18 protein-coding genes are annotated in these 22,160 nt (G+C 43.5%); 10 read left to right on the top strand and 8 right to left on the bottom strand.

Features of this window, described 5'->3' with window-relative positions:
• Window positions 1-972 (top strand): ParB/RepB/Spo0J family partition protein, encoded by a 972-nt coding sequence (locus tag HGG78_RS08195; RefSeq protein ID WP_172532589.1) that lies wholly within the window; start codon window positions 1-3, stop codon window positions 970-972.
• Window positions 973-1,024: 52 nt separating this feature from the next.
• On the opposite strand, the gene HGG78_RS08190 is transcribed toward HGG78_RS08195, so the two are convergent.
• Complete coding sequence (locus HGG78_RS08190; protein WP_172532588.1) at window positions 1,025-2,059, bottom strand: polyamine ABC transporter substrate-binding protein; 1,035 nt, start codon at window positions 2,057-2,059, stop codon at window positions 1,025-1,027.
• 176 nt (window positions 2,060-2,235) lie between these two features.
• On the opposite strand from HGG78_RS08190, the gene HGG78_RS08185 reads away from it, so the two are divergent.
• On the top strand, window positions 2,236-4,302 hold the full coding sequence (locus tag HGG78_RS08185; protein ID WP_172532587.1) for a GNAT family N-acetyltransferase: 2,067 nt from the start codon (window positions 2,236-2,238) through the stop codon (window positions 4,300-4,302).
• A gap of 119 nt (window positions 4,303-4,421) precedes the next feature.
• Here the strand turns inward: HGG78_RS08185 and arfB are convergent, their stop codons facing one another.
• The gene (gene arfB / locus HGG78_RS08180) at window positions 4,422-4,835 is read right to left on the bottom strand and encodes an alternative ribosome rescue aminoacyl-tRNA hydrolase ArfB (protein ID WP_053309053.1); all 414 of its coding nucleotides are present in this window, start codon (window positions 4,833-4,835) and stop codon (window positions 4,422-4,424) included.
• A 250-nt stretch (window positions 4,836-5,085) separates the two neighbouring features.
• On the opposite strand from arfB, the gene hpf reads away from it, so the two are divergent.
• The 4 genes from hpf (at window position 5,086) to HGG78_RS08160 (ending at window position 7,401) form a co-directional block, all read left to right on the top strand.
• Complete coding sequence (hpf, locus tag HGG78_RS08175) at window positions 5,086-5,433, top strand: ribosome hibernation-promoting factor, HPF/YfiA family (protein WP_172532586.1); 348 nt, start codon at window positions 5,086-5,088, stop codon at window positions 5,431-5,433.
• Between the two features lie 242 nt (window positions 5,434-5,675).
• A complete protein-coding gene (locus HGG78_RS08170) occupies window positions 5,676-5,912 on the top strand; it encodes a hypothetical protein (protein WP_053308930.1) in 237 nt (78 codons plus the stop codon).
• A gap of 26 nt (window positions 5,913-5,938) precedes the next feature.
• Window positions 5,939-6,229: a hypothetical protein gene (locus HGG78_RS08165; protein ID WP_171375445.1), complete on the top strand. Its 291-nt coding sequence runs from the start codon at window positions 5,939-5,941 to the stop codon at window positions 6,227-6,229.
• Window positions 6,230-6,402: 173 nt separating this feature from the next.
• Window positions 6,403-7,401: a 2-hydroxyacid dehydrogenase gene (locus tag HGG78_RS08160; RefSeq protein WP_053308928.1), complete on the top strand. Its 999-nt coding sequence runs from the start codon at window positions 6,403-6,405 to the stop codon at window positions 7,399-7,401.
• A gap of 6 nt (window positions 7,402-7,407) precedes the next feature.
• Here HGG78_RS08160 and HGG78_RS08155 read toward each other — a convergent pair whose 3' ends face one another.
• On the bottom strand, window positions 7,408-7,851 hold the full coding sequence (locus HGG78_RS08155; protein WP_053308927.1) for an Lrp/AsnC family transcriptional regulator: 444 nt from the start codon (window positions 7,849-7,851) through the stop codon (window positions 7,408-7,410).
• A gap of 106 nt (window positions 7,852-7,957) precedes the next feature.
• Here HGG78_RS08155 and HGG78_RS08150 point away from each other — a divergent pair, with 106 nt between their 5' ends.
• The gene (locus HGG78_RS08150) at window positions 7,958-8,542 is read left to right on the top strand and encodes a LysE family translocator (protein ID WP_171979849.1); all 585 of its coding nucleotides are present in this window, start codon (window positions 7,958-7,960) and stop codon (window positions 8,540-8,542) included.
• Window positions 8,543-8,571: 29 nt separating this feature from the next.
• Here the strand turns inward: HGG78_RS08150 and HGG78_RS08145 are convergent, their stop codons facing one another.
• The 4 genes from HGG78_RS08145 to HGG78_RS08130 all read right to left on the bottom strand — a co-directional run bounded on the left by HGG78_RS08145 (window position 8,572) and on the right by HGG78_RS08130 (window position 15,098).
• Window positions 8,572-9,573 (bottom strand): substrate-binding domain-containing protein, encoded by a 1,002-nt coding sequence (locus HGG78_RS08145; RefSeq protein WP_053308925.1) that lies wholly within the window; start codon window positions 9,571-9,573, stop codon window positions 8,572-8,574.
• Between the two features lie 164 nt (window positions 9,574-9,737).
• Complete coding sequence (locus tag HGG78_RS08140) at window positions 9,738-12,821, bottom strand: beta-galactosidase (protein ID WP_172532585.1); 3,084 nt, start codon at window positions 12,819-12,821, stop codon at window positions 9,738-9,740.
• Window positions 12,822-12,911: 90 nt separating this feature from the next.
• On the bottom strand, window positions 12,912-13,787 hold the full coding sequence (locus HGG78_RS08135) for a MalM family protein (RefSeq protein ID WP_172532584.1): 876 nt from the start codon (window positions 13,785-13,787) through the stop codon (window positions 12,912-12,914).
• Window positions 13,788-13,856: 69 nt separating this feature from the next.
• On the bottom strand, window positions 13,857-15,098 hold the full coding sequence (locus HGG78_RS08130; protein WP_172532583.1) for a carbohydrate porin: 1,242 nt from the start codon (window positions 15,096-15,098) through the stop codon (window positions 13,857-13,859).
• Window positions 15,099-15,933: 835 nt separating this feature from the next.
• On the opposite strand from HGG78_RS08130, the gene HGG78_RS08125 reads away from it, so the two are divergent.
• Both HGG78_RS08125 and melB read left to right on the top strand, forming a co-directional pair.
• A complete protein-coding gene (locus tag HGG78_RS08125) occupies window positions 15,934-18,054 on the top strand; it encodes an alpha-galactosidase (protein ID WP_172532582.1) in 2,121 nt (706 codons plus the stop codon).
• Between the two features lie 372 nt (window positions 18,055-18,426).
• Window positions 18,427-19,803: a melibiose:sodium transporter MelB gene (melB, locus tag HGG78_RS08120; RefSeq protein WP_053308919.1), complete on the top strand. Its 1,377-nt coding sequence runs from the start codon at window positions 18,427-18,429 to the stop codon at window positions 19,801-19,803.
• A 106-nt stretch (window positions 19,804-19,909) separates the two neighbouring features.
• Here melB and HGG78_RS08115 read toward each other — a convergent pair whose 3' ends face one another.
• The gene (locus HGG78_RS08115; RefSeq protein WP_172532581.1) at window positions 19,910-21,571 is read right to left on the bottom strand and encodes a methyl-accepting chemotaxis protein; all 1,662 of its coding nucleotides are present in this window, start codon (window positions 21,569-21,571) and stop codon (window positions 19,910-19,912) included.
• Between the two features lie 228 nt (window positions 21,572-21,799).
• Here HGG78_RS08115 and HGG78_RS08110 point away from each other — a divergent pair, with 228 nt between their 5' ends.
• Entirely contained in the window at window positions 21,800-22,156 is a 357-nt protein-coding gene (locus HGG78_RS08110) for a YibL family ribosome-associated protein (RefSeq protein WP_053308917.1), read from the top strand.
• The last annotated feature ends 4 nt before the right edge of the window (window positions 22,157-22,160 follow it).

Here is a 22,160-nt window from a genome sequence, read left to right as displayed (position 1 = left end):
ATGGCAATTAAAACGTCTGATCTGAATGCAAAACTGTTTGGTAAAGCGAATAAACGACGTGCAACCACCCCGCAAGAGGCACAAACAGCAGCTAAGGAGCAAGCTCAAGTTATCGAACTCGCAGTAGCTGGTGAAGAATTGGTAACGTTTGAGTTAGTACGTATTCCGGCTGATCAAGTGGCGGATAAAACGGTCGTTTTTTCACAAAATGCACGTGAGCAATCTTTCTTAAATGAACACGCTCTGTCTGATGTTCTCACCACATTACGTGAACGTGGTCAGCAATACCCAGCTGTAGGGCGTAAAACGGCTGATGGTAAGATAGAAGTCTTAGACGGTAGCCGTCGTCGAATGTCATGTATCTTGGCCGATAAAGAGTTTCTGGTTTACGTTGCTGATGATATTAACGCCGAACACGCTAAATTTCTTTCTGATGTGGCGAACGCACATAAACCGCTTTCTTTATATGAAAAAGGCAAAGAAATGCAGGCGAAGCTCGATAACCAAGAAGCTGAAGATCAAAAAGCCTTAGCGAAAATGTTTCAATGCAGTGAAGCATTAGTCAGCGGTGCTTTGAAGGCAGCCGCTTTACCTTTGGAACTTTTACAGGCCTATCCTAATGTTGTTGAATTAGGTCGTCCGACTATAGTAAAACTGCATAAGCAGTTCCATGAGCTAGACGCTGACCAACAAGCGAAATTATTAGCAAAGTGTCAATCTAAAGAAGGTTTTGTATGGCAGCGCAGCAGCGCGCAAGGTGTGGCTAGGTTGACCAAAGAAGTAACTGAAACCATTGAGTCATGGATCCAAGAGTTAGTGCCACCTAAGCGTGCTGCGGCCACCAAAACTGACCTTGTCAAAGGCCGTGCAAGTTATAGTCGCAATGGCAGTAATTTGGCACTGAATTTAAAGAAAGTTGATGACGCTACGATGCAAGAAATCTTAGATTTTATTCAAAGTAAACTCGATTAACTTTCTGCTGTTCTATAATCAAGCCCGCAATTGCGGGCTTTGTCGTTTATGTTTATTGGTTTCTTAGACGTTGCCAATATTTCTCATAAATAGCGAGTGTTTCAGGGCCAACATCGTTAATGAATTCCCCTTTTGCCATATCCGATTCTGAAGGGAAAATGGTTGGGTTATCACGCAGTTCTGCGGGTAGTAATGCACGGCCACTTTGTGTCGCTGAGGCGTAACCTAAGCTATTGACTATTTCTGCTTGGTTTTCGGCTTGGTACATAAAGTTGATGAATTTATGGGCTAATGCCTTATTTTTACTGCCTGAAGGAATGGTGAAATTATCCATCCACAGCACAGCGCCTTCTTCTGGCATAACAAACTTCAGCTCAGGCATTTCCACTTGCCCTTGGTAAGCGTTACCATTCCACTGCATACCTAAAGCGGCTTCACCTGAAACATAAGGGACATGCGGTGCATCAGAGTTATACAACAAAACGTTATCTTTAAGTGCTTCTAGTGACTGATATGCTTTTTCAATCTCTTGTTCATTCTTAGTATTGATGCTAAAGCCATTTAAAATGAGCGCCATACCGAATACGTCACGAATATCGTCAATTAACATAACTTGTTGGTTATATTGTTTGTCCCAGAGATCTGCCCAGCGAGTCACTCCTTCAGTAATCAGTGTTTCGTTATAGCTAATGCCGGTAATTCCCCAGATATAGGGTAGGGAATAGCGGTTTTTTGGATCGTGTGCTTGTCCTAGCAATGAAGGCATTGCATCTTTCATATTCGGGATTTGTGCGTGATCTAATTCAGCAAGTAAGCCTTCACGTCCCATTTTTTCGATAAAATACGCGGACGCAAATACCACATCGTAACCGCCACCTTTAAGTAATTTGAGCTTGGTATACATCGACTCATTATTCTCAAAAGTTGAGTAGTTGATGGTGACATTTTGTTGCTCTTCAAATTGTTCTAGTGCTTTTTCAGGCAGATAACCGCCCCATGCGTAAACATTTAGCGTTTGTGTATTTGCGCTTACTTGAGAAGCAGTGAGCATTGCTGATAAAACCAATCCTTTGATGAAAGTATTCATTGCATTTTCATTCCTCTTGAGTCCAGAACCATACTGGAGTTGAGCGAATAATTAGTTAAAAAGTGCTCGGATTAAAGCAAAACAAATTTGTCGTAAAGAAAAATATTTTTATGCATTCTTATGGTGCCTTTTGCCTGTGCTAACATTGGCTGATTAATCGTAGCTATGGCATAAAAATGAAAGCAATCAATGACTACTTAAAGCAACTTATCGAATTGGCAAACCTGACCGAGTGGCGTTTTGGTGTTGTGGTGCGCGGTGATGATTTCTTTCAGAATCAAGTCTGCGATACGCTGTTAACCACTGGTAATCCTACACCTTGTTTTCAAGTAGGAGGGGAGGCTCGAGATGCCACTCGTTCCGTTGCCTTTAATAAAGGACAGCAGCTACTAGGGCAAGAGTGCCAACGGCTAATTTATGATCTCAGTGATGGATTTGATGCCAATAGTTTTAGTGCCGCACTTGGTGCATTAAAAAGGGCGGGCATTTTGCTTGTGATGGGAGATAAGGCCAATCGGTATTCCCCTGCGCAGCACTGGCTGAATACGGCATTAGAGCAGTTATTAGTACTTGATCAATCTCATCCTTTGCCGCCATTGCCCAATATTTCACTGATTACTGAACAATCACCTCTTGCTGCTTTTTCGCAGCAGAAAGAAGCCATCGCTGGTATTATTCGCGTTATTGAAGGCCACCGTAAGCGTCCTTTGGTGATTACGGCTGACCGCGGGCGTGGAAAAAGTAGTGCATTAGGTATCGCTGCTGCGGAGCTGATGAAAATGCGGAATATTAATATCATCATCACCGCACCGACAATTAACGCGGTTAAGCCTGTATTTGAACATGCGCTGTTGAATCTACCCGATTCAAGTCGCAGCGCCAATGCGCTTCATTTTCAGCATTCATCTCTACAATTTGTAGCGCCAGATGAACTGTTAAAACTCAAACCTCAGTGTGATTTGCTACTGGTCGATGAAGCGGCTGCTCTGCCGCTTGCCTTGTTACAGCAGATGGTCGAGCTGTATCATCGCGCGGTATTTTCTACAACGATTCACGGCTATGAAGGGTGTGGTCGAGGTTTCACTCTCAAGTTTCAATCTTGGCTCAATAAACACAGGCCAGGCGTCAAGTCATTCCATATTGATCAGCCGATTCGTTGGAAAGAAGGAGACCCACTCGAACAGTGGCAATATCAAACTTTTCTACTCAATTACGACTTACCAACGTTGGCGATACCATCTTCTTTTAGTCTTAGCCACGTAACTTTGGAGTTGATACCCAAACAGCAGATGCTCAATGAGCCAAGATTGCTGCATGAGGTTTTTTCGTTGCTGGTCAATGCACACTACCAAACTTCACCCAATGATTTATTCCATTTACTAGCTGATGACAACATGCAGCTTTATGTTTCGATGTTAGGTAAGCGTTGTCTTGGCTGCATTTTAACGGTAGAAGAAGGTCAATTAGATGAGCCTTTAATTCGTTCTATTCAGCAAGGACAACGTCGTCCTAAGGGGCATCTTGTACCTATATCGCTTGCTAACCAAGTGGGTATTGCCGAAGCGGCTTTTCAATCTTGTACGCGAATTATGCGAATAGCCGTTCATCCAGATTGGCAACGAAAAGGCGTTGGTGCGCAGTTGCTTACTCTGCTGAGCAAAAAGGTGACTAGCGATTATCTTGCAACAAGTTTTGGCGCGACAAGTGAGCTCATTCATTTTTGGTCATCACAACACTTTGTTCCTGTGAAAATTGGCACACAGCGCGATCAAGCCAGCGGTTGTTATTCCTTACTCATGGTTCAGGATTCAAGTCTTTCTTGGATCGCAATAGCGACACAACGTTTTAAGCGCCATTTCTTATATTCGCTAATGGATACATTACAAAATATCGAACCTGAATTGGTGCGAACTTTACTTAAGCAGATGGCTAACAACCGTGAGACATTCAACTCAGTTCCAGTTGAGGTGGTTCCGTATCGTCTACTGTCTGATTACAGTGCCGGCGGTTCAGATTTTGAAAGTGTCAGCGTTTGGATTCAGCAAGAACTCCATTGCCTCAATTCTGAATTCGCATTTTCCATTTCGGATGTATTGGTAAAAAAATGTTTGCAGAATAAAAGTTGGTCGGCTTGTGCCAATGAACTTGGATTGTCTGGGCGTAAGCAAATTGAACAAGCCATTCGCCATGATCTGAGTTTTATTTTGGATAATTTACACTGTAAAACTGCTGAATCCGATTAATAATGAAGCTGGGATTTACAGTGTAAATAGAAGGTGTTCGCTGTTTTTTGAATGTCACTCAAGGTCATCAATAGCAAGTTGTTAAGAGAGGTATTGTTAATTGATCTTCTGTGACTCTTTTAAAAGTCGATTTTACCGCGCAAAGACTTATTTGCGCCATTTCTTTTCTTCGCCTCAATCCGTCGACGTTGAGAACCTTTAGTCGGTTTTGTTGCGGTGCGTTTCTTTACGACCACCATTGCTGAAAGAATCAGTTCTTTGAGGCGGTTGAGTGCATCTTCTCTGTTTTGCTCTTGGGTTCGATAAGACTGAGCTTTGATAACGATGACACCTTCTTTGGTAATTCTTGAGTCAGATAAGGCGAGTAGTTTTTGCTTGTAAAGATCGGGTAGGGTAGAGCGATGAATATCAAATCGTAAATGTATCGCACTAGAAACCTTATTAACATTCTGCCCGCCGCTACCCATGGCGCGAATTGCTGAAAGTTCAATTTCCCAACTAGCGAGTTCGACGGTGTTAGATATCTTGAGCATAAATCCAGAGTAAGAAGTGATTTCAGTCGTCATTCTAATGGAGTTGCTAGTGGTTTACCATCTCACCTATGAATGAATCGATCTAGCAAGACCACTGAGAGTTTATTTTTGCGCTAGACGTATTCAAGGGGACGAGACAATATTATTTGATAACACAGAGCTTAATCACACATGTGAGAATCTATAGTTGGTCAAAGTGGATAGAGTTTGATAGGTTAAGAAGACATAGTGATTGGAAAGGTATAATTATATGAAAGTAAACGTTCAAACACATCATGTATCAATTAATGAAGACTCACGTAAAGAAATTGAAAGTAAATTTGAGAAAATTTCATCTCACTTTCCTCAATTGATCAGCTGCGACATTATTATCACCAAAGAACACGGGCTGCATGAGGTGGAAATCTTCACCAATTATGAGGGCGTGCGCGTTTCAGCTAAATCGACAAACGACGTTATGTATCCGGCTATTGCTGCGGCGTTGAAGAAACTTGAAGCTGGTTTAAGCAATCGCAAAGGGCAATTGAGAGCCGATATTCATGCTAAACCAACGGGCATGAGACCTGAGATAGATACTGACCTTATCTCAGAAGAGTAATCTTATTTTCATATCATCAAACAGATTCTTGAAGCCAGCCGCATCGTGCTGGCTTTTTTATACTCAATGCCTAGGATGGTGCAGAATGCGTAAACCAACAGGTTGTTCGACCGATTATTGCTTTAACTTTAATGCAATCAATATTTCCATATCATAAGTTTGAACCTCGGTTATAGATCACATTCATCGTGCCAATAAAACCGATATCTTACACATTGTTTATTTGTTTTAAGGTTGGTTGTATGGATATTCGATTTTGTGAAAAATGTGGTGAAGCAACACCACACAAAGAGATCATTAAACAGAAGCCTTCGAAGTATGGAAAAAGTAGAAAGGAGCAGTTTAAAGCATTTTTAGAAGGGTTCTTTTCGGGAACTGCAAGCCCAGCATTGGCATCATTAGAACTTATTGACCGATATGTTGTTTGTGATAAGTGTGGGCATAAAGTACTCGAAAATCACGGTGAAGAATTTCAATGATACGATAACTACAAGGATATTATTTGATGACCAAATTTCAGTTTTTTTGCAAACCAGGCTCTGAACGTAAAGAATTTACTTATCTCGATATGAGTAGTGAGACATTCTCGGATGAAAAAGCGCAACTATTACAATTAGATTTTGAAGTTGAAGATGATGTCATTTACGCGAGTACAGCAGAAGAAGCTGTTGAAAAGTTTCGTTCAAATTATCTTTATGCTTTAGAAGAGTACAACAATGCACATCCATCGAGTGCCTTTATCACTTTGGTGATTGAAAGCTACAAGGAGGTGCGTCGTCGATTTGCTGTACGTTAACTAGTTTGCATTTCACAGCTACTTATTTTCAATCTTTCTCATTGGTTCGATACTTATTTTGTCTAAAAGAGCGTTTCGCGGAGCATATCACTATCAATCATTGCTTCAATCAGTGATATGCTGATTGTTAGAAAAAGTAAAAGAATACAAAGCTCACTCAATGAGGAACAATAATGATCAACATTGCCTTTTTTAGCACGAAGTCTTATGACCAAGCTGCATTCGAACAAGCTAAAAATAACCACCAGGTCAATTATCACTTTTACGACTTTTTACTTACTGAAAAAACAGCCAAAATGGCCAAAGGTTGTGAAGTGGTGTGTGCGTTCGTTAATGATGATTTATCACGTACGGTTCTAGAACAACTTGCAGTGCGTGGTGTTAAGATGATCGCTATGCGTTGCGCAGGGTTTAATAATGTCGACTTGGATGCAGCAAAAGAGTTCGGTATTACTGTGGCTCGTGTACCTGCTTACTCACCAGAATCGATTGCTGAACACACGGTGGGATTAATGATGACATTAAACCGCCGTTTCCATAAAGCGTATCAGCGCACCCGCGAAGCGAATTTCTCACTGGAAGGTTTGGTTGGTTTTAACTTTCATGGTCGTACCGCCGGTATCATCGGCACTGGGAAAATAGGTCTGGCAACGATTCGGATCTTGAGAGGGCTTGGTATGAACGTGTTGTGTTCTGACCCTTATCCAAGCGAAGTAGCAAAAGAGCTTGGAGCCACTTACTGTGAATTAGAGACGCTTATTCGTCAATCTGATGTCATCTCCTTACATTGTCCAATGACAAAAGAGAATTACCATCTTTTGGATGCGGCTTCCTTTGGGAAAATGAAAGATGGGGTGATGATCATCAACACCAGTCGTGGTGAGTTGTTAGATTCAGTTGCCGCTATTGAAGCGCTTAAGCAAGGGCGTATTGGTGCGCTTGGTTTAGACGTTTATGAGAGCGAGAAGGAACTATTCTTCCAAGATAAATCAAATGACGTGATTGTGGATGATGTATTTCGACGTTTGTCTGCGTGTCACAATGTTATTTTTACCGGTCACCAAGCTTTCTTGACTACCGATGCACTGCAGAGCATTGCCGAAACCACACTGTCCAATATAGATAGCTTTGCACAACAAAAAAGCAATCCAAACTTCTTAGATTTTACTTGATAAACGTCATTGCCTTTCATCTTTCGGAGAATCCATCACCACCATCGTGCTGATGGATTTTACCGTTAAACACTCACCAAGTACGTCTGCGTGAAAGCGTTTATAAGCACCGAGATCTTTTGTTTCAACGCGGAGAAGGTATTCGTTCATCCCCGTGATGTTGTGGCATTCCACCACTTCTTTCGCAAAACGTACATGTTCTTCGAAACTAAGTTGTGCTTTTTTCGTGTGACTGTTTAAACCAATCGCTACGTAAGCTACAAAACCGACATCAAGCTGTGTTTTATCCAATATCGCACGATAGCTTTTAATTACCTTTTTCCGTTCTAGATCTTGAACTCGTCGCAGAGTTGCTGAGGGAGATAACCCTACTCGCTCGGCTAGTTCAACATTAGATACTCGGCCATCAATTTTTAGTTCTTGCAATATTCTTTCGTCAAATCGGTCCATGGGTATTTTTTATTGTCCATTTTTATTGTTTAAAACAAATATAAGCACAATATTGCTAGTTGATACCATTATTATTTTCTTATCGTTTATCAATAGAGAGAAAAAAATGGATTACACACAGTGGGGGCCATTGATTGGGTTTGCCTTTGTCTCAACATTTTCACCGGGGCCGAACAACATTATGCTCATGACATCAGGAGCCAATGTCGGTTTTGTACGTACCATTCCCCATATGTTGGGTATAACCTTTGGTTTTAGCCTCATGTTGTTGTTAGTTGGTGTTGGGCTAACAGAGTTGTTCCAACGCTATTCACTGTTACAACAAGGCTTGCAAATCACTTGCATGGCATATTTAGTTTATTTGGCCATAAAAATTGCTTTAAGTAACCCGGCACAAAATGCTGAGCACTATCAGCCGATGTCATTTGTAGCCGCAGTACTGTTTCAATGGGTTAATCCTAAAGGGTGGTCGATGGCATTAACCGCTGTGAGTGTTTATAACCAGAGTGCTAGTTGGGCGCAGTTGTTACTTATTTCACTGGTGTTTGCACTGGTAAACATTCCATCGGTTAGTGTATGGACAGCCGCTGGCAAACAACTGAGTTATTGGATGAATCATCCAAGCTATGTACGTTGGTTTAATGGTGCTATGGGGGCTTTACTGCTGTTTTCCGTAGTATCTATGTTATAGAGCGTTACTATTAATCAATATCTGTCAGGTTAAATGCTACTCACAGAGGAACGTCTCACCAAAATTGGCATAAACAACTTGTGATCATGGTGCTCAGTTTGTTCATTACTTGCTAGTTCCAATGAAAGTTTCACCGCTTGCTTAGCCATCACTTGAATTGGATAGCGAATCGTAGTGAGGCGAGGATAGATATAGCGAGCGATATGCCCATCGTCGAACCCAATTACCGACATGCTCTCGGGAATACGGATACCATTTTCTTGTAATAAGGTGAGGCAACCAGCAGCCATGTAGTCATTGTAGGTGGCGATCGCGGTAATCGGTGTATTCTTGGCCATTAGGTTAACCATCGCTTGCTCTCCACCAAGCTCATCGGGTTCACCGTATTCGATGTACTCTTCAATGGGTTCAATGCCATTGTCACGCAAGGCATCTAAATAGCCAGTTTTGCGGTCGTGCGCATCTTCAATATCGTGGCTTGAGCAAATGTATGCGATATGTTTATGGCCATTTCGAATCAAATACTCTGTCGCCATGTAAGATCCTTTGTGGTTGTCGAGCGCGATACAACGGGAAGCTATTTCCGGTACGATTCGGTTGATTAATACCATGCCGGGAATTTCTTGAGCTAACTTAGTCAGTTCTTCGTCGCTCATGCCTTTGCTGTGCACGACTAATGATTCACAACGGCTGTTAATGAGTAAGTTAATGGCGTTGCGCTCTTTGAGGGCATCATGGTAACCACTGCCAATTAATAACTGTTTACCTTGCTCACTTGCTATTGTGTCAATTGCTTTGACCATGGTGCCAAAGAAAGGAGCAGAGACATCATTCACCAAAACGCCTATTGCATTAGAGGATTTACTAACTAAAGCGCGTGCATTGGCGTTGGGGCGATAGCCTAGCTTCTCCATTGCCGCTTTGACCGCGATAATGGCTGATTCACTGGTATGTGGAGCGTTGTTGAGTACGCGTGAAGTAGTTGCAATGGATACGCCTGCTTCTTTTGCAACGTCTTTAATGGTCGCCATAGAGCCTCTTTTCTTCTGATTGTGGTTAATTAGACAGTGGATGAGTGAATAACACAAATGCTAAAGATCGTTTAACTCGATTGTTGCAGGTTTTATTTAACCATTTGATAAAAAAGCCCTCAACATGATTGAGGGCTAAGTTAACAGAAGCGATAGGGTAAGCGCTAGGCGTGAGGTTTTAACGTGACTGTATATCGGTACGTTTTCTCTAGTAGCTGAAACTCTTTATGAACACTTGGGCTCCAAGAGTCATCGCCACCAACCCCCATATGTTGGTGATCAATACGGACATACACTTTATCTTCTGTTTTCAATTCATTGGTGTGTTTGGCCTGCGCTAATTGCTCCAAGCTATATTGGCTAACACTAAATGCCAAATCGCCCATGAACGTCAGGTCGCCGACAGCTAGCCATTTTGTGCCGCTGCGTAGACCATTATCGGTTGGAAAAATATAGGATGTATGCATCGACTCTAGGGGTTGAGTATGTAAGCCAAAGCGGGCGGCCGACAAGCGGTCAGGGTAGTTCTCGAATGGGCCTAAACCTAGCCAAGTGACTTCCTCCGCCAATGGTAATTCCAACTCTAAACCGATACGTGGCATCGGAGGAAGATGGTCTGCCAATTTTACGCTGACATCCAAACTCATGCAGCCTTGGTTATCGAGTGTGTAAGTCCAAACGGTTAGCGCTTGAATTGCCTCATTATAGCGATAAGCAAAGGTTGAGGTGACTTGAATGGCTTGGTTTAGTGTTTCACTGACGCAACTGATACACTCACGCTGCCATTGGCCAATACCCGCTAGTTGCCAACGACACACCCAAGCATTTGGGTCTATGTTGTCCACTTCGCTAACGCCAATATCATTATCTAATGGTGCGCGGAAAAAGTTATCTTCGGGTGATCGCAGTATTTGCGGCTGTCCATCTACTCGCCAATCAGTGAGTAAGCCGGTCTGTGTATCCCATTGCCATTGATGTTTTGCATCACGACTGTTTACCAAAATCTGAGAGCCTTGTTCGCTGAGTTCTGGCGCTGGTTGAAGATTCACCTCAGGCAGTGATAAAGCACAAGTATTGACTAATGCAAACTGCTCGGTAGCGATAGTATGACCCGCAGGCGCCCAAGCGGTTGGATTCACTAAACAAACATCCGTATTGAGATGATAGAGTGCATCGGCTTTTGGTTGGAAATTCCATTCAATTATTATGTGTTGCTGGCTGTCAGCCTCAATAGCGAGCGCTAACTGACCGGTTTGAATGGCTACACCATTTTCTAACAGAGACCAGTTTAGCTGTTCGTTATCGGTAGCACGGAACAAGTTCTCGTTAGTGATGGTTAAGTGGCAGTGCTGCTCATGTTGTTTATTGAGCACAACGGTGATCATCCGTTGACAGAATTTGGCTTCTTCCAGTGTTGGGTGTGGGGTGCGATCTGGGAAGATCAAACCGTTGATGCAGAACTGACGGTCATTGATTTCATCACCAAAGTCACCACCGTAAGCCCAGAAGTGTTGGCCGTTTTCATCCCATTGGCTCAAGCCTTGATCGACCCAATCCCAAATAAAGCCGCCTTGTAGGCGAGGGTAATCGCGGAACGCATCCCAGTAGTCATTAAAGCTACCTAGACTGTTGCCCATTGCGTGTGCGTATTCACACAAAATCAAAGGACGAGTTTCGTTTGGTAACGACACCCATTTCTTGATTGCCCATTTAGGCACGGCTTCGTCTTCGATGACCGTATTCACACGCGCGTACATTGGCGCAATGATGTCTGTCGCTGTCGTGTTTGAACCGCCACCTTCGTACTGCACTGGGCGAGAAGGATCGTAGTTTTTAGACCAAGCGTACATCGCATTATGGTTGCTGCCGTGACCAGACTCGTTACCTAAAGACCAGATGATGATCGAAGGGTGGTTCTTATCACGCATCACCATTTGTGTATAGCGGCTCATGTAAGCGTGTGCCCACTGTGGATCGGCTGACAAACGGTTCATTGGCACCATACCATGTGTTTCAATGTTGGCTTCATCACATACATACAAACCGTATTGATCACACAATTCATACCAACGAGGATGGTTAGGATAATGCGCAGTACGAACCGCATTGAAGTTGTATTGCTTCATCAAGCAGATATCACGGATCATGTCTTCTTCGGTCATCACATGACCAAGCTCTGGGTGATGTTCGTGACGGTTCACGCCGCGGATCAGCAAAGGCTTGCCGTTGAGCTTCAATTGGCCATCGGTGATTTCGACTTTACGGAAGCCCACTGGGTACGCTTCGCTTTCTAAGTGCGTGCCGTTTTCATCCAACAGTGAGACGACTAAGCGGTAGAGGTTCGGTGTTTCCGCCGTCCATTTCTTTGGCTCGCGTAGGTGCAACGTTTGGAATACCACGTCATCCCAGGTGCCACGTTCATCAATGCGTCGGTTGTGTGGACGATCGATGCGAGGCTCTGTCACGGCTTGTTCACCATCAAACAATTGCACCTGTACTTGGCAAGTCTCTGGCGCTGAAATCTGCGTTACGATCGAGAGGCTCGCATCACGATAACAGGCATCGAGATCGGGGGTGATGAACACATCTTCAATGCATAATTTGGGTTTAGACAGTAAAGTCACGTCGCGGAAAATACCGCTCAGCCACCACATATCTTGGTCTTCCAAATAACTACCATCGCTCCAGCGAATTACCATTACCGCTAAGCTGTTGTCACCGGCATGGAGATAGGGTGATAAGTCAAATTCAGCGGGTAGTCGGCTGTCTTGGCTATAACCAACCCAATGACCGTTACACCATAAATAAAAGGCAGAGTTCACACCGTCGAAGATAATGCGCTGAGTCTCGTTGAGAGACGCTTCGCTCAGAGTCAGGCGAGTACGGTAGCATCCGGTTGGATTATCTGCGGGCACATAAGGTGGATTGACTTCAAACGGGTATTTGATGTTAGCGTAAATTGGTTTGTCGTACCCTTGAAGTTGCCAGTTCGATGGCACGGTGATCTCATCCCAGGCGCCATCATCAAAGTTGGCTGTAATGAAATCACCGTCGACTTGTTCTGGGGCATCAAACAGTTTGAACTTCCATTGACCATTGAGCGAGTGAAGCTGGGCATTGCTTGCTTGACGCGCATGTTCAATATCACGGTAGCTCGCCAGTGGACTGTGCGCTTTAAGACAGTGAATATTAACCGACTGAGGGTTCTCCCAGTCTCTTCGTTGGATAATGTCTGAAAATGCTTTCATGGTATTCCTACTTAACTTTTTGTTTCTAATCTTGTTTCGCTACGGAATTTGAGTCCGTAGCAAGGGTGTCTTTGGTTTTGTTGTGAAGCGTTATTTCGCTAATTGTTTCACGAGATAATCTTTTGCTTGGGTAAAGCCTTGCTCAGCAGCTTGGTTGGCAATCGCCGCGGCTTGTTTTACGTCGTTGTCTTTGAGTGCTGCATCGATTTGAGATTGGTACAAATCCCATTCGTCTTGTGCTTCAGGTGATGCGGCAGGAGTTAACTCTGCCTTTGAGCCGTCGTTGGTTTGCGTGCCTAATTCCGCCAAAAGCGTTAATACCACGTTGTTGTCGGAGGCACTAGCTGTGACATCAATGACGCCAAAGGGTTGGAATTCTGCTGTGAGCGGAAGCTGTTTACTGCCAATGACGTTTTGCGTTTCTGCGTAGACTTCTTCCGGGTGCTTGCGAGTCAATTCCGTGCCAAGCAATGTCGAATCTGAAGCGATGACTACATATTTCGCGCCATTAAGTTGTGGGTTCACCGTGATCACTTGTTCAGCACGCTCTAAGCCGCGCATGCCAGTTGTGTGGTAGTTAAAGTCTTTCGCTGAGTAATCGGATAGAAGTTGCCATTTCGCGTCGTAAATCAGAACGTTCGCAGCAAATAGCGCATTGTTATCAACATAAGAGCGAACGAGCAGCGAGAATGGTGTGTCAGAAGTGATTTGGTAGCTCATCACTGGGAGCGGTTTGGATGAAGCAGAATCTGAAGAAAGTAAAACCGCATTGCTCAAGCTTGGCAGGTTGGCATCCATAACCACCTGCTGGTGGAAAGGAATCGATAGGGCAGTCAGAGGTAAAGCATCTAACGTTGAGCAACACTGTGGTTGGCTCAAATCGGTATTGAAGGTTTGCTCTGGTAATCCACTGCACGCGCCAAGAGACAGAGCCATGAATAGAGTTGCTAGCGATTTTAGTTTCATCTGCGTTGTCCTTTGTGGGGTGAGCGTATTACTCACCCCGTTGGGTTCATAAATAGTAGCGGGTTTGGATTACCACCATGTTTCGACGTTAAAGCCGAAGGTGATTTCGTCGACGTTTTGTCCACCATTGCTGCGAGCATGGCCGTAGACTTCGCCGCCACGGTTCCACTCATCGGTTTTCTCTGAGTAGGTCGCGAACAAGCGCAGTGATGGACGAGCCCAAACGCCTTTGCCTGCTTGGAACATTTGCGCCACCGTCACTTTATACATGTCGTTGGTGCCAGCGCCGTTTTGTGCTTCTACTGATTCGTAGCCAACTTCAAGTGCGGTTGCCATGTATTCTGTCCAGCTGTACTGAGGGCGAGCGCCCACGCTGAACCATTTCTCACCTTCGTTGTTATCCAGGTTTTTGTCTTGGTAAGCGATGGAGTACATCACTTGGAAATCTTCATTCACGTTAAGATCGCCAGAGTTGAAAATACGCCAGCTGTAACCATCGTGATCAACGCCTGTGTTGTATTTACGGTTTGAGCCGCCTTCAGCACTCATCAAACCGCCCGCAAGCGCATCCGTACCGTATTGGAAAGCTAAAGTGTTTGAACCATAGTTCCAAGCTTGACGATAAAGTGCAGAAAGCATGGCGCCAGAAGTGGTGATGTCACTTTCGTCATAGCTAGAGTTTTGCGTGAACACGTAGTTCAAACCGACCGTAAGATCCGCACTGTCGCTCAGTTCAATACCGCTTAAACGTGCGTCGATGTTGTGTAAGCTGCGGCCATCTGCGCTAGAGTTTGGGGCCATCCATGCGATGTGGCCTTTAGCAAAGCCAAGATCCCAGTTTTCAATACCGATACCTGTGCTCGATGTGTCCCAGTATTTAATGTCGATCATGTGCACTTCATGACGGCGGTAAAAACGTTCGCCTGCCCAAACAGTGGCATCCGCTTGGCCTTCAAACAGGCCATGACCCGCTGACCACATTTGGATCAAGCTAACGTCACCCCAGCTTTCGCCGCTACCAAGGTAAAGCGTGGTATCAAAGTACGCGTCGCCTTGTTGCCAAACATCGGCTTTCAAGCCAGCTTCCCACCAGTTCAGTTCGTTACCCAAACGGTAGTTACCGTAACCTTGACCAGCACGAATCACATCGTTGCGTTCGCCTTTGCCACCATTGTGTTCATCGTTATCGGTGTAAATGTTGCCCCACTTGGCGTAGCCAAAGTAAGTGATGTTCTCCACTGCAGCCATACCAACAAGCGGTGCTAGGGCGAGGGTTAACCCAAGTGCTTTTACAAGCGTCTTTTGTTTCATGAAGTGTCTCCATTCTTTTCATTGATTTATTTTTTATTGGTTTGAGTCCTAACTCGCTGCGTAGTGTAAATAAAGAATGGAAACGTTTTCATGATGGGGTTGGCATTTTTGTCGTAATGAGGGGTTTATTACTGTTTTGTGTGATTTTTATCTCTTAAATTGAAGTTTTGAGCGCAGTTTTAGATTGATTTCTAATGGTATAGTTTGGAATCGTTTACTTCAGTTGGGCGGTGTTTGGGGTGGAGAATTGCAGTTGATGTTATTTAAATTACTGATTTAAATTGTTTTTTTTCAAAGTGAGGGGGTTGTTACGAATAAGAGGAAAGAGAGCCCAATTGAAATCAACTGGGCATATGAGACAAGGAAGAATATACAACAAGTTGTTCGCGGGCATACTGCACACGAGCATTTGTTGTATCGTCAAACTGGGATTTTGAGTTAGGACCCAAGATAGACACTTCATAAAGAATCTCGAAGCCACAAGAATACGGTTATCGGTTAACCACTTCAAGAGGTGAGGAGCTCAACTGAGCGGTCTGTAACCTTATTTATAATTTTGTTGTTGTAAGGTAATGAATTGAATCGTGAAAAATTCTTTATAAATCAGTTTGGTATTCGAGTTCACGTGTAGTGCTTTAAAGAACTCAGTAACCAAATAATCTGGGGTTTTTTGAGCTGATCGCTGCGTAATATAAGAAGGAATAAGGCTTGGCGGGAGATTGCACAAGTTTGAAAAATTAACTGTAAACGTTTCCATGATTTTGGTGTGGCTCACAGATTATTTTGTTTTTTTCATTATGATGCAGCGTAATTTCCAGTTTCAAGGTAAGACAAGATGACGGACAAAACACTGATTGAGATAACCGGTCAGCAAACTCAATTGATTGTAGAGTTGGGCGAATATGCAGAGATTCTGCATTGGGGACAAAAAGTAAGTGGTGACCTTAGTGGTTTCCGCATGGCTTTACATCGTCCCGTGCCATACGGTCGTTTGGACAGCGACGTATCCATTACTCTACACCCAGAGCTTGGTCGTGGCGTTTTCAGTAGCCCGGGTGTGGAAGGGCATCGCGATGGTCAAGATTGGGCTCCAGTGTTTGTCATCTCCCATATTGAACAAAATCAAGACAGTATTGTGATTGAGAGCGAAGATGCGATCGCAGGGCTTCGTTTACAAAGCGAGCTTAAGCTTGATAGCAATGATGTGGTGAAAACGCGTCATACGCTCACCAACAAGAAAGCAGGCGTTTATCATGTGAACCGTCTTGCCAATACGTTGCCGTTGCCAGCACGTGCGAATGAGTTGATGACTTATTACGGTCGCTGGGTGCACGAATTTCAAACCGCTCGTCAACCCTTATTGCAAGGTGGTTATCAACAAGAAAACCGTCGAGGCCGAACTTCTCACGAGCATTATCCCGCTTTGGTTGCGGGTACTCAGCATTTTGATGAAATGCAAGGGGATGTATGGGGATTTCATTTTGCTTGGAGTGGTAATCATCGATTGCGGGTAGATGTAAAAGCGGATGGTCGTCGTTATATGCAAGCTGAAGTCATTTATTTACCTGGTGAAATCGCATTGCAGCAAGGTGAGAGTCTAACCACGCCTTGGCTTTATGCCAGTTATAGCCATGCTGGTTTGAACGGTATGAGCCACCAGTTTCATTCGCATGTCCGTCACGCTATTCTGCCTTCGGATTTTATGCAAAAGCCACGACCTATTCATTTAAACACATGGGAAGGGATCTATTTTGATCATGATCCTGACTATATTATGTCGATGGCATCAGAAGCTGCTGCGATGGGAGTAGAGCGCTTCATTATCGATGATGGTTGGTTTAAAGGACGTAATGGCGATAAAGCAGGCTTAGGCGATTGGTTTTTAGACCGAGAGAAATACCCAAATGGTTTAGAGCCTGTTATTGCACACGTCAACAAATTAGGCATGGAGTTTGGCCTGTGGTTTGAGCCTGAAATGATAAACAAAGATTCAGATCTTTATCGTGCTCACCCTAACTGGTTATTAGCCGTTGACGGTTATGAGCAGCCAACCGGACGTAACCAGTATGTCATTGATTTACAAAATGATGAGGCGTTTAATTTCTTATTTGAAAGGCTCGATCATTTTTTGAATACTTACAATATTGCCTATATAAAATGGGATATGAATCGTGAGATTGTACAGCCAGCTCATTTAGGTAAGGCCGCAGCATCTCTTCAAGTCGAGCGTTATTACCAGTTGGTTGATAAGGTGCGCGCTAAACATCCTCAAGTTGATATTGAGTCTTGCGCTGCTGGTGGGGGACGCATTGATTTTGAAATACTCAAACGAACTCAGCGTTTTTGGGCATCAGATAATAACGATGCTTTAGAACGTCAAACGATTCAACGTGGCATGAGCTATTTTTTCCCACCTGAAGTCATGGGCAGTCACATTGGTGCGAGTCATTGTCACTCGACACGTCGTCGCCATAGTATTGAATTTCGTGGTTTGACGGCTTTGTTTGGTCACATGGGAATTGAGTTAGATCCGGTCAAAGAAGAGCTGTTAGAAAAGCAAGGTTTTGAACGATATGTTCGGTTGCATAAGATGTTGCGTCAATTGCTGCATACAGGGCGAACTTGGCGGATTCCAGCCGACGATAAAGCACACCAAATACATGCTGTTGTTTCTCAAGATCAATCGGAAGCGGTCGTCATGATGGCACAGCTTACTATGCCAACCCATTCACTCAGTGGTCACTTACGTGTTCCGGGATTGGATAGTAATGCGTTATATCGCATATCGGTACTGGATAAACCTGAGAACTATGATGATATTGTCAACTATCAACCACCTTGGACGGAGTCTGGCTGCGAATTGTCAGGTGCTTGGTGCGCTGAAGTTGGTTTAACCATGCCAATTCTAGATGCCGAAACGGCCTTATTGATTAAATTCGAACGTATTAGTGATTAACTATTGCCTATTCTAATGTGAAGTTTTAGGGGAAAATTTACCACCTATTGATAACTTCAATTATGTTGGATATACCAATACGCTCCTCTTATTAAATCCGCATTGATATTTCTATCCGTGCGGATTTAATCATTTTGTGGAATCGTTACCACTTTGTAATCCCTTTTATTTAAAACCATTTGTTTAAGTAAATAGCGGCATAGGTCCCATTTTTTAATTTTCATTGTAAACGTTTCCAGTTGAGTGTGTTTGATCACAGTACCGATTGTTTGGGATAGGTAGTATTCCTATCGGACTTACAAATAAATCAATAAAAGGTATGTGTTGCGGTTTCTAGTTAGGGGAAGCGGTAATACGCCTAAAGGAAAAATTATGTCTGATAAAATTACTCTACAAACGAAGTTATCGTATGGCCTTGGTGCTTTGGGCAAAGATTTTGCCTGTGCACCAATCTATATTTTTTTAATGTTTTACTTTACCGATGTGGCTGGTTTATCTGCTGCGTTCGTTGGTACTATTTTTTTAGCTGCGCGTATTGTTGATGCTATTACCGATCCTATGATGGGCGTGATTGTGGATAATACACGCTCTAAGTTCGGCAAATTCCGTCCATGGATTGTGATTGGCACACTTTTAAATGCTGTTGTGTTAGTTGGTCTTTTCAGTACTCACATGTTTGAAGGGACAGCACTATACGTCTACGCAGCGGCAGCTTATATACTGTGGGGGCTAACTTACACCATTATGGATATTCCTTATTGGTCAATGATCCCAGCTCTGTCTAGCTCTCGCCAAGAACGTGAAAAACTTGTGGTATGGCCACGCCTTTTCGCAAGTTTAGCTTGGTTTGTGACCGGTACATACGGCCTACATATTGTTGGCAAGCTGGGTAATGGCGATCAAGGTCAAGGCTTCTTTAATGTTGCGATGCTCATCGCTGTATTATTCGTCATGAGTGCCTTTTTGATTGCTCGCAACGTCAAAGAAAAGCAGGCACCGGCCAATGCAAAACCTGCTGAAAGATTTAGCTTTAAAGATGTGTTGGTAATTATTGGTAAAAACGATCAACTAAAAGCGTTGATTGGCACTGTATTGTCATTCCAAATTGCTAACTTATTGGTGGGCGGCTTTGCCATTTACTATTTCTCTTACGCACTGGGTAATGCAGAGCTATTTCCGATTTACATGATGGTGGCTGGTGCTGCCGAAATTGCTGGTGTCTTCTTATTCCCACGTATTGCAGCCGCGTTACCTCGAAAAAATCTATGGTTGATGGCGTGTGGTTTCCCTATTTTGTCATGCTTGGTGCTATTACTAATGGCACTTATTGCCCCTGGTAATGCAATGTTAATTGGTTTGGCAGGTGCTGCGATTAAGTTTGGTGTTGGCATCGCTAATGCTCTTCAAACAGTTATGCTGGCAGATGTTGTTGATTACGGTGAATACAAAACTGGTCGTCGTAGTGAGAGTGTTATTTTTTCAGTACAAACCATGTTGGTGAAATTTGCTGGTGCTGCAGGTGGTTTCATTGTGGGTGTTGGTCTATCTGTAGTTGGTTATGTGCCAAACGTTGAGCAGTCAGAGAGTACAATCATGGGGCTGCAATTTATGATGGTTGGCTTACCAGCAATTATGATGGCAGTCAGCGGTTTTGTTTATCAACGTTACTACCGACTTCACGAAGGTTTCAACCAGGAAGAAGAAAAGGAAATTGAAGCGCAATCTGAACACGTTGCTGCATCAGCGTAAGAATGTTTCCTCTATTATGTAAGCGATGCTGCTATCGTTTATAGAACTGCAAATAAAAACCCCCGATGCTTGTACTAACATCGGGGGTTTACAGTGTAAAGTGTGATTAAACTTTAAAGCGAACCAACAAATTATAGAGCTCATGAGCTCGCCCATTCAGCGTTTGGCTACCGTGACGGTTCTCGTTAGCTAAATCGGCTGATTGACTACTTTGATCGGAAATGACCACAATACGCTCAGAAATTTCTTGCCCTACAATGCTCTGTTCTTCCGTTGCTGTTGCAATCAACGAGTTCATGTCCATGATTGTGCCAATTGAATCTTGGATTTTTTTCAGGGCATCTGAAGCTGCATTGGCTTCTTGAACCGTCGTTACGCTGCGGCTTTGGCTGGAATCCATTGCTTTTACGGCGGCATCCGATGCTTTTTTCAATTGCTCGATCATTTGATGGATGTCACCAGTACTTTCTTGAGTTCGGCTAGCTAATTTACGTACTTCATCGGCAACTACCGCAAAACCGCGCCCTTGTTCACCAGCACGAGCCGCCTCTATTGCAGCATTGAGTGCTAATAAATTGGTTTGTTCCGCAATATCTTGGATTACAGTAAGTGAAGACGAGATATTTTTCACATCACCTTCGAGTTTCGAAATAACGCTACTGGCTTCGGCTACTTCTTCTGCTAATGCCTGAACTGAATGGGCTGCTGATTCAACAATCCGATGGGCATCTAATGCATTGTCATCGGCATCTTTTGCTGATTGCGCTGCTTGACTTGCATTACTTGAAATCTCTGTTGCAGTGGTGGTCATTTCTGTCATTGCCGTGGCAACTTGCTCAGTCTCTTGGCGCTGACCTGCGGCGATAGTATCAACCTGTGTGGCGCGTTTGGTCATATTGTCGGTTTCATCGACGACCTGCTGACCGACTTGATTGACGCGTTTAATAATGTCTTGCAAGCTAGTAACAAACGCATTGAAGTTATCGCTTAATTTAGCAAATTCCGGTGCGTTGAATTTTTCCATTCTTGCTGTTAAATCAGCGTCGCCACTGGCAAATGAGCGAATAGAAGCATCAAATAACTCCAAAGGTCGCATTATGCTGCGGTTCAAAATAACCGCAAACACACCAACAATCGCGACAATAAAAAGACTGAACGTTGCAATAGTGAGCAAGCTTTTATCGAGCTGTTCAGAGGAGCGGGCGGCCATTTCATCCATCACGGCATCAACATCATCGGTGTAGAAACCTGTACCAATCATTAAATCCCACTGAGATAAATAAACGGAATAGCTCAATTTAGGTAAAGGTGTTGATTCACCAGGTTTGGGAAAGTAATAGGTAGTGAAGGCATCTTTTTTAGCATTTTTCAGTAGGTCTTGTACTAGGTAGTTGCCATGAGAATCTTGTAGGCTCCAAAAATTCTCACCAACTCCTTTATCACTTTTACCCAGTAGTAGCCGATCACCTTTTGAGTTATAACCGAAAAGATAACCACTGCTACCAAAAGATATTTCTCGTAACACAAGCATTGCTTCTTCAAGAGAGGCGTTGCGTTGCGTTAATGGAGACAGAGCGGTTTCAGCAATTTGTAGATAAGATTTTAGTTCTGCGCGTTTCATATCCATCATGCTGCTGCGCGTTTCGGTTATCTGCTCGTTATTTAGCTTTTGAGTTTCGGAAAAGCTAAGGTACATCATACTCAATGAGATAATGAGCAGTGGAACAATAGACAGCACGTAGAGTCGTTGGCGAATCGTAAGGCTCATGGGGCACTTCCTGTGATAAATAAGGTTGTATTGAGTACTACCACTAACGTTTATATTGTTGTTTTTGTAAATTACAGAATAGTTTAAGTTTTGTACTTTTGCCGACTAATAACCTCAAAAAGAGAGATGTTATCCATTGTTTTTTTTTATCAATGAATCTCGTGTATGGAGTTACATTTCCTTGTGATATACTCCCGCCCCGTTTTACCTTCCAAGAGCCAAATAGCCATGAGCATGAAAAATGAAATCCAACAACTAAACAACCGTTTAGACACTTGCCGTCATAAACTTGAAGCGGCTAAAGCTCGTGGTGACCAAGCAATGATCAGTAAATTTACCGATGAAGTTGAGCAGTTGACGAAGAAAATGGCTCAAGTGAAGCACAAAGACAACTACACAATGAATAAAGAACGTAAGAGCTTGCTTGATATGCCGTTCTCTCGCGAAATTACCAAAGCAGAACAAGCAGATTTAGGTAAATTGAAAAAATCAGTTAAGGGTTTGGTTGTGGTTCATCCATTGACAAAAATGGGTAAAGAATTACGTATTGAAGTGATGACGGGTTTTGCACCGAAGCCTTTTTAAGGTC

The sequence above is a fragment of the Vibrio aestuarianus genome (genome assembly GCF_012395185.1).
Taxonomy (GTDB): domain Bacteria; phylum Pseudomonadota; class Gammaproteobacteria; order Enterobacterales; family Vibrionaceae; genus Vibrio; species Vibrio aestuarianus.
This window is presented reverse-complemented; position numbering and strand designations above follow the sequence as displayed.

Bases quoted from the DNA above. Each gene is read 5' to 3' on its own strand.
- HGG78_RS08195 (WP_172532589.1), top strand. From the start codon at position 1: ATGGCAATTAAAACGTCTGATCTGAATGCAAAACTGTTTGGTAAAGCG.
- HGG78_RS08190 (WP_172532588.1), bottom strand. From the start codon at position 2,059: ATGAATACTTTCATCAAAGGATTGGTTTTATCAGCAATGCTCACTGCT.
- HGG78_RS08185 (WP_172532587.1), top strand. From the start codon at position 2,236: ATGAAAGCAATCAATGACTACTTAAAGCAACTTATCGAATTGGCAAAC.
- arfB (WP_053309053.1), bottom strand. From the start codon at position 4,835: ATGCTCAAGATATCTAACACCGTCGAACTCGCTAGTTGGGAAATTGAA.
- hpf (WP_172532586.1), top strand. From the start codon at position 5,086: ATGAAAGTAAACGTTCAAACACATCATGTATCAATTAATGAAGACTCA.
- HGG78_RS08170 (WP_053308930.1), top strand. From the start codon at position 5,676: ATGGATATTCGATTTTGTGAAAAATGTGGTGAAGCAACACCACACAAA.
- HGG78_RS08165 (WP_171375445.1), top strand. From the start codon at position 5,939: ATGACCAAATTTCAGTTTTTTTGCAAACCAGGCTCTGAACGTAAAGAA.
- HGG78_RS08160 (WP_053308928.1), top strand. From the start codon at position 6,403: ATGATCAACATTGCCTTTTTTAGCACGAAGTCTTATGACCAAGCTGCA.
- HGG78_RS08155 (WP_053308927.1), bottom strand. From the start codon at position 7,851: ATGGACCGATTTGACGAAAGAATATTGCAAGAACTAAAAATTGATGGC.
- HGG78_RS08150 (WP_171979849.1), top strand. From the start codon at position 7,958: ATGGATTACACACAGTGGGGGCCATTGATTGGGTTTGCCTTTGTCTCA.
- HGG78_RS08145 (WP_053308925.1), bottom strand. From the start codon at position 9,573: ATGGCGACCATTAAAGACGTTGCAAAAGAAGCAGGCGTATCCATTGCA.
- HGG78_RS08140 (WP_172532585.1), bottom strand. From the start codon at position 12,821: ATGAAAGCATTTTCAGACATTATCCAACGAAGAGACTGGGAGAACCCT.
- HGG78_RS08135 (WP_172532584.1), bottom strand. From the start codon at position 13,787: ATGAAACTAAAATCGCTAGCAACTCTATTCATGGCTCTGTCTCTTGGC.
- HGG78_RS08130 (WP_172532583.1), bottom strand. From the start codon at position 15,098: ATGAAACAAAAGACGCTTGTAAAAGCACTTGGGTTAACCCTCGCCCTA.
- HGG78_RS08125 (WP_172532582.1), top strand. From the start codon at position 15,934: ATGACGGACAAAACACTGATTGAGATAACCGGTCAGCAAACTCAATTG.
- melB (WP_053308919.1), top strand. From the start codon at position 18,427: ATGTCTGATAAAATTACTCTACAAACGAAGTTATCGTATGGCCTTGGT.
- HGG78_RS08115 (WP_172532581.1), bottom strand. From the start codon at position 21,571: ATGAGCCTTACGATTCGCCAACGACTCTACGTGCTGTCTATTGTTCCA.
- HGG78_RS08110 (WP_053308917.1), top strand. From the start codon at position 21,800: ATGAGCATGAAAAATGAAATCCAACAACTAAACAACCGTTTAGACACT.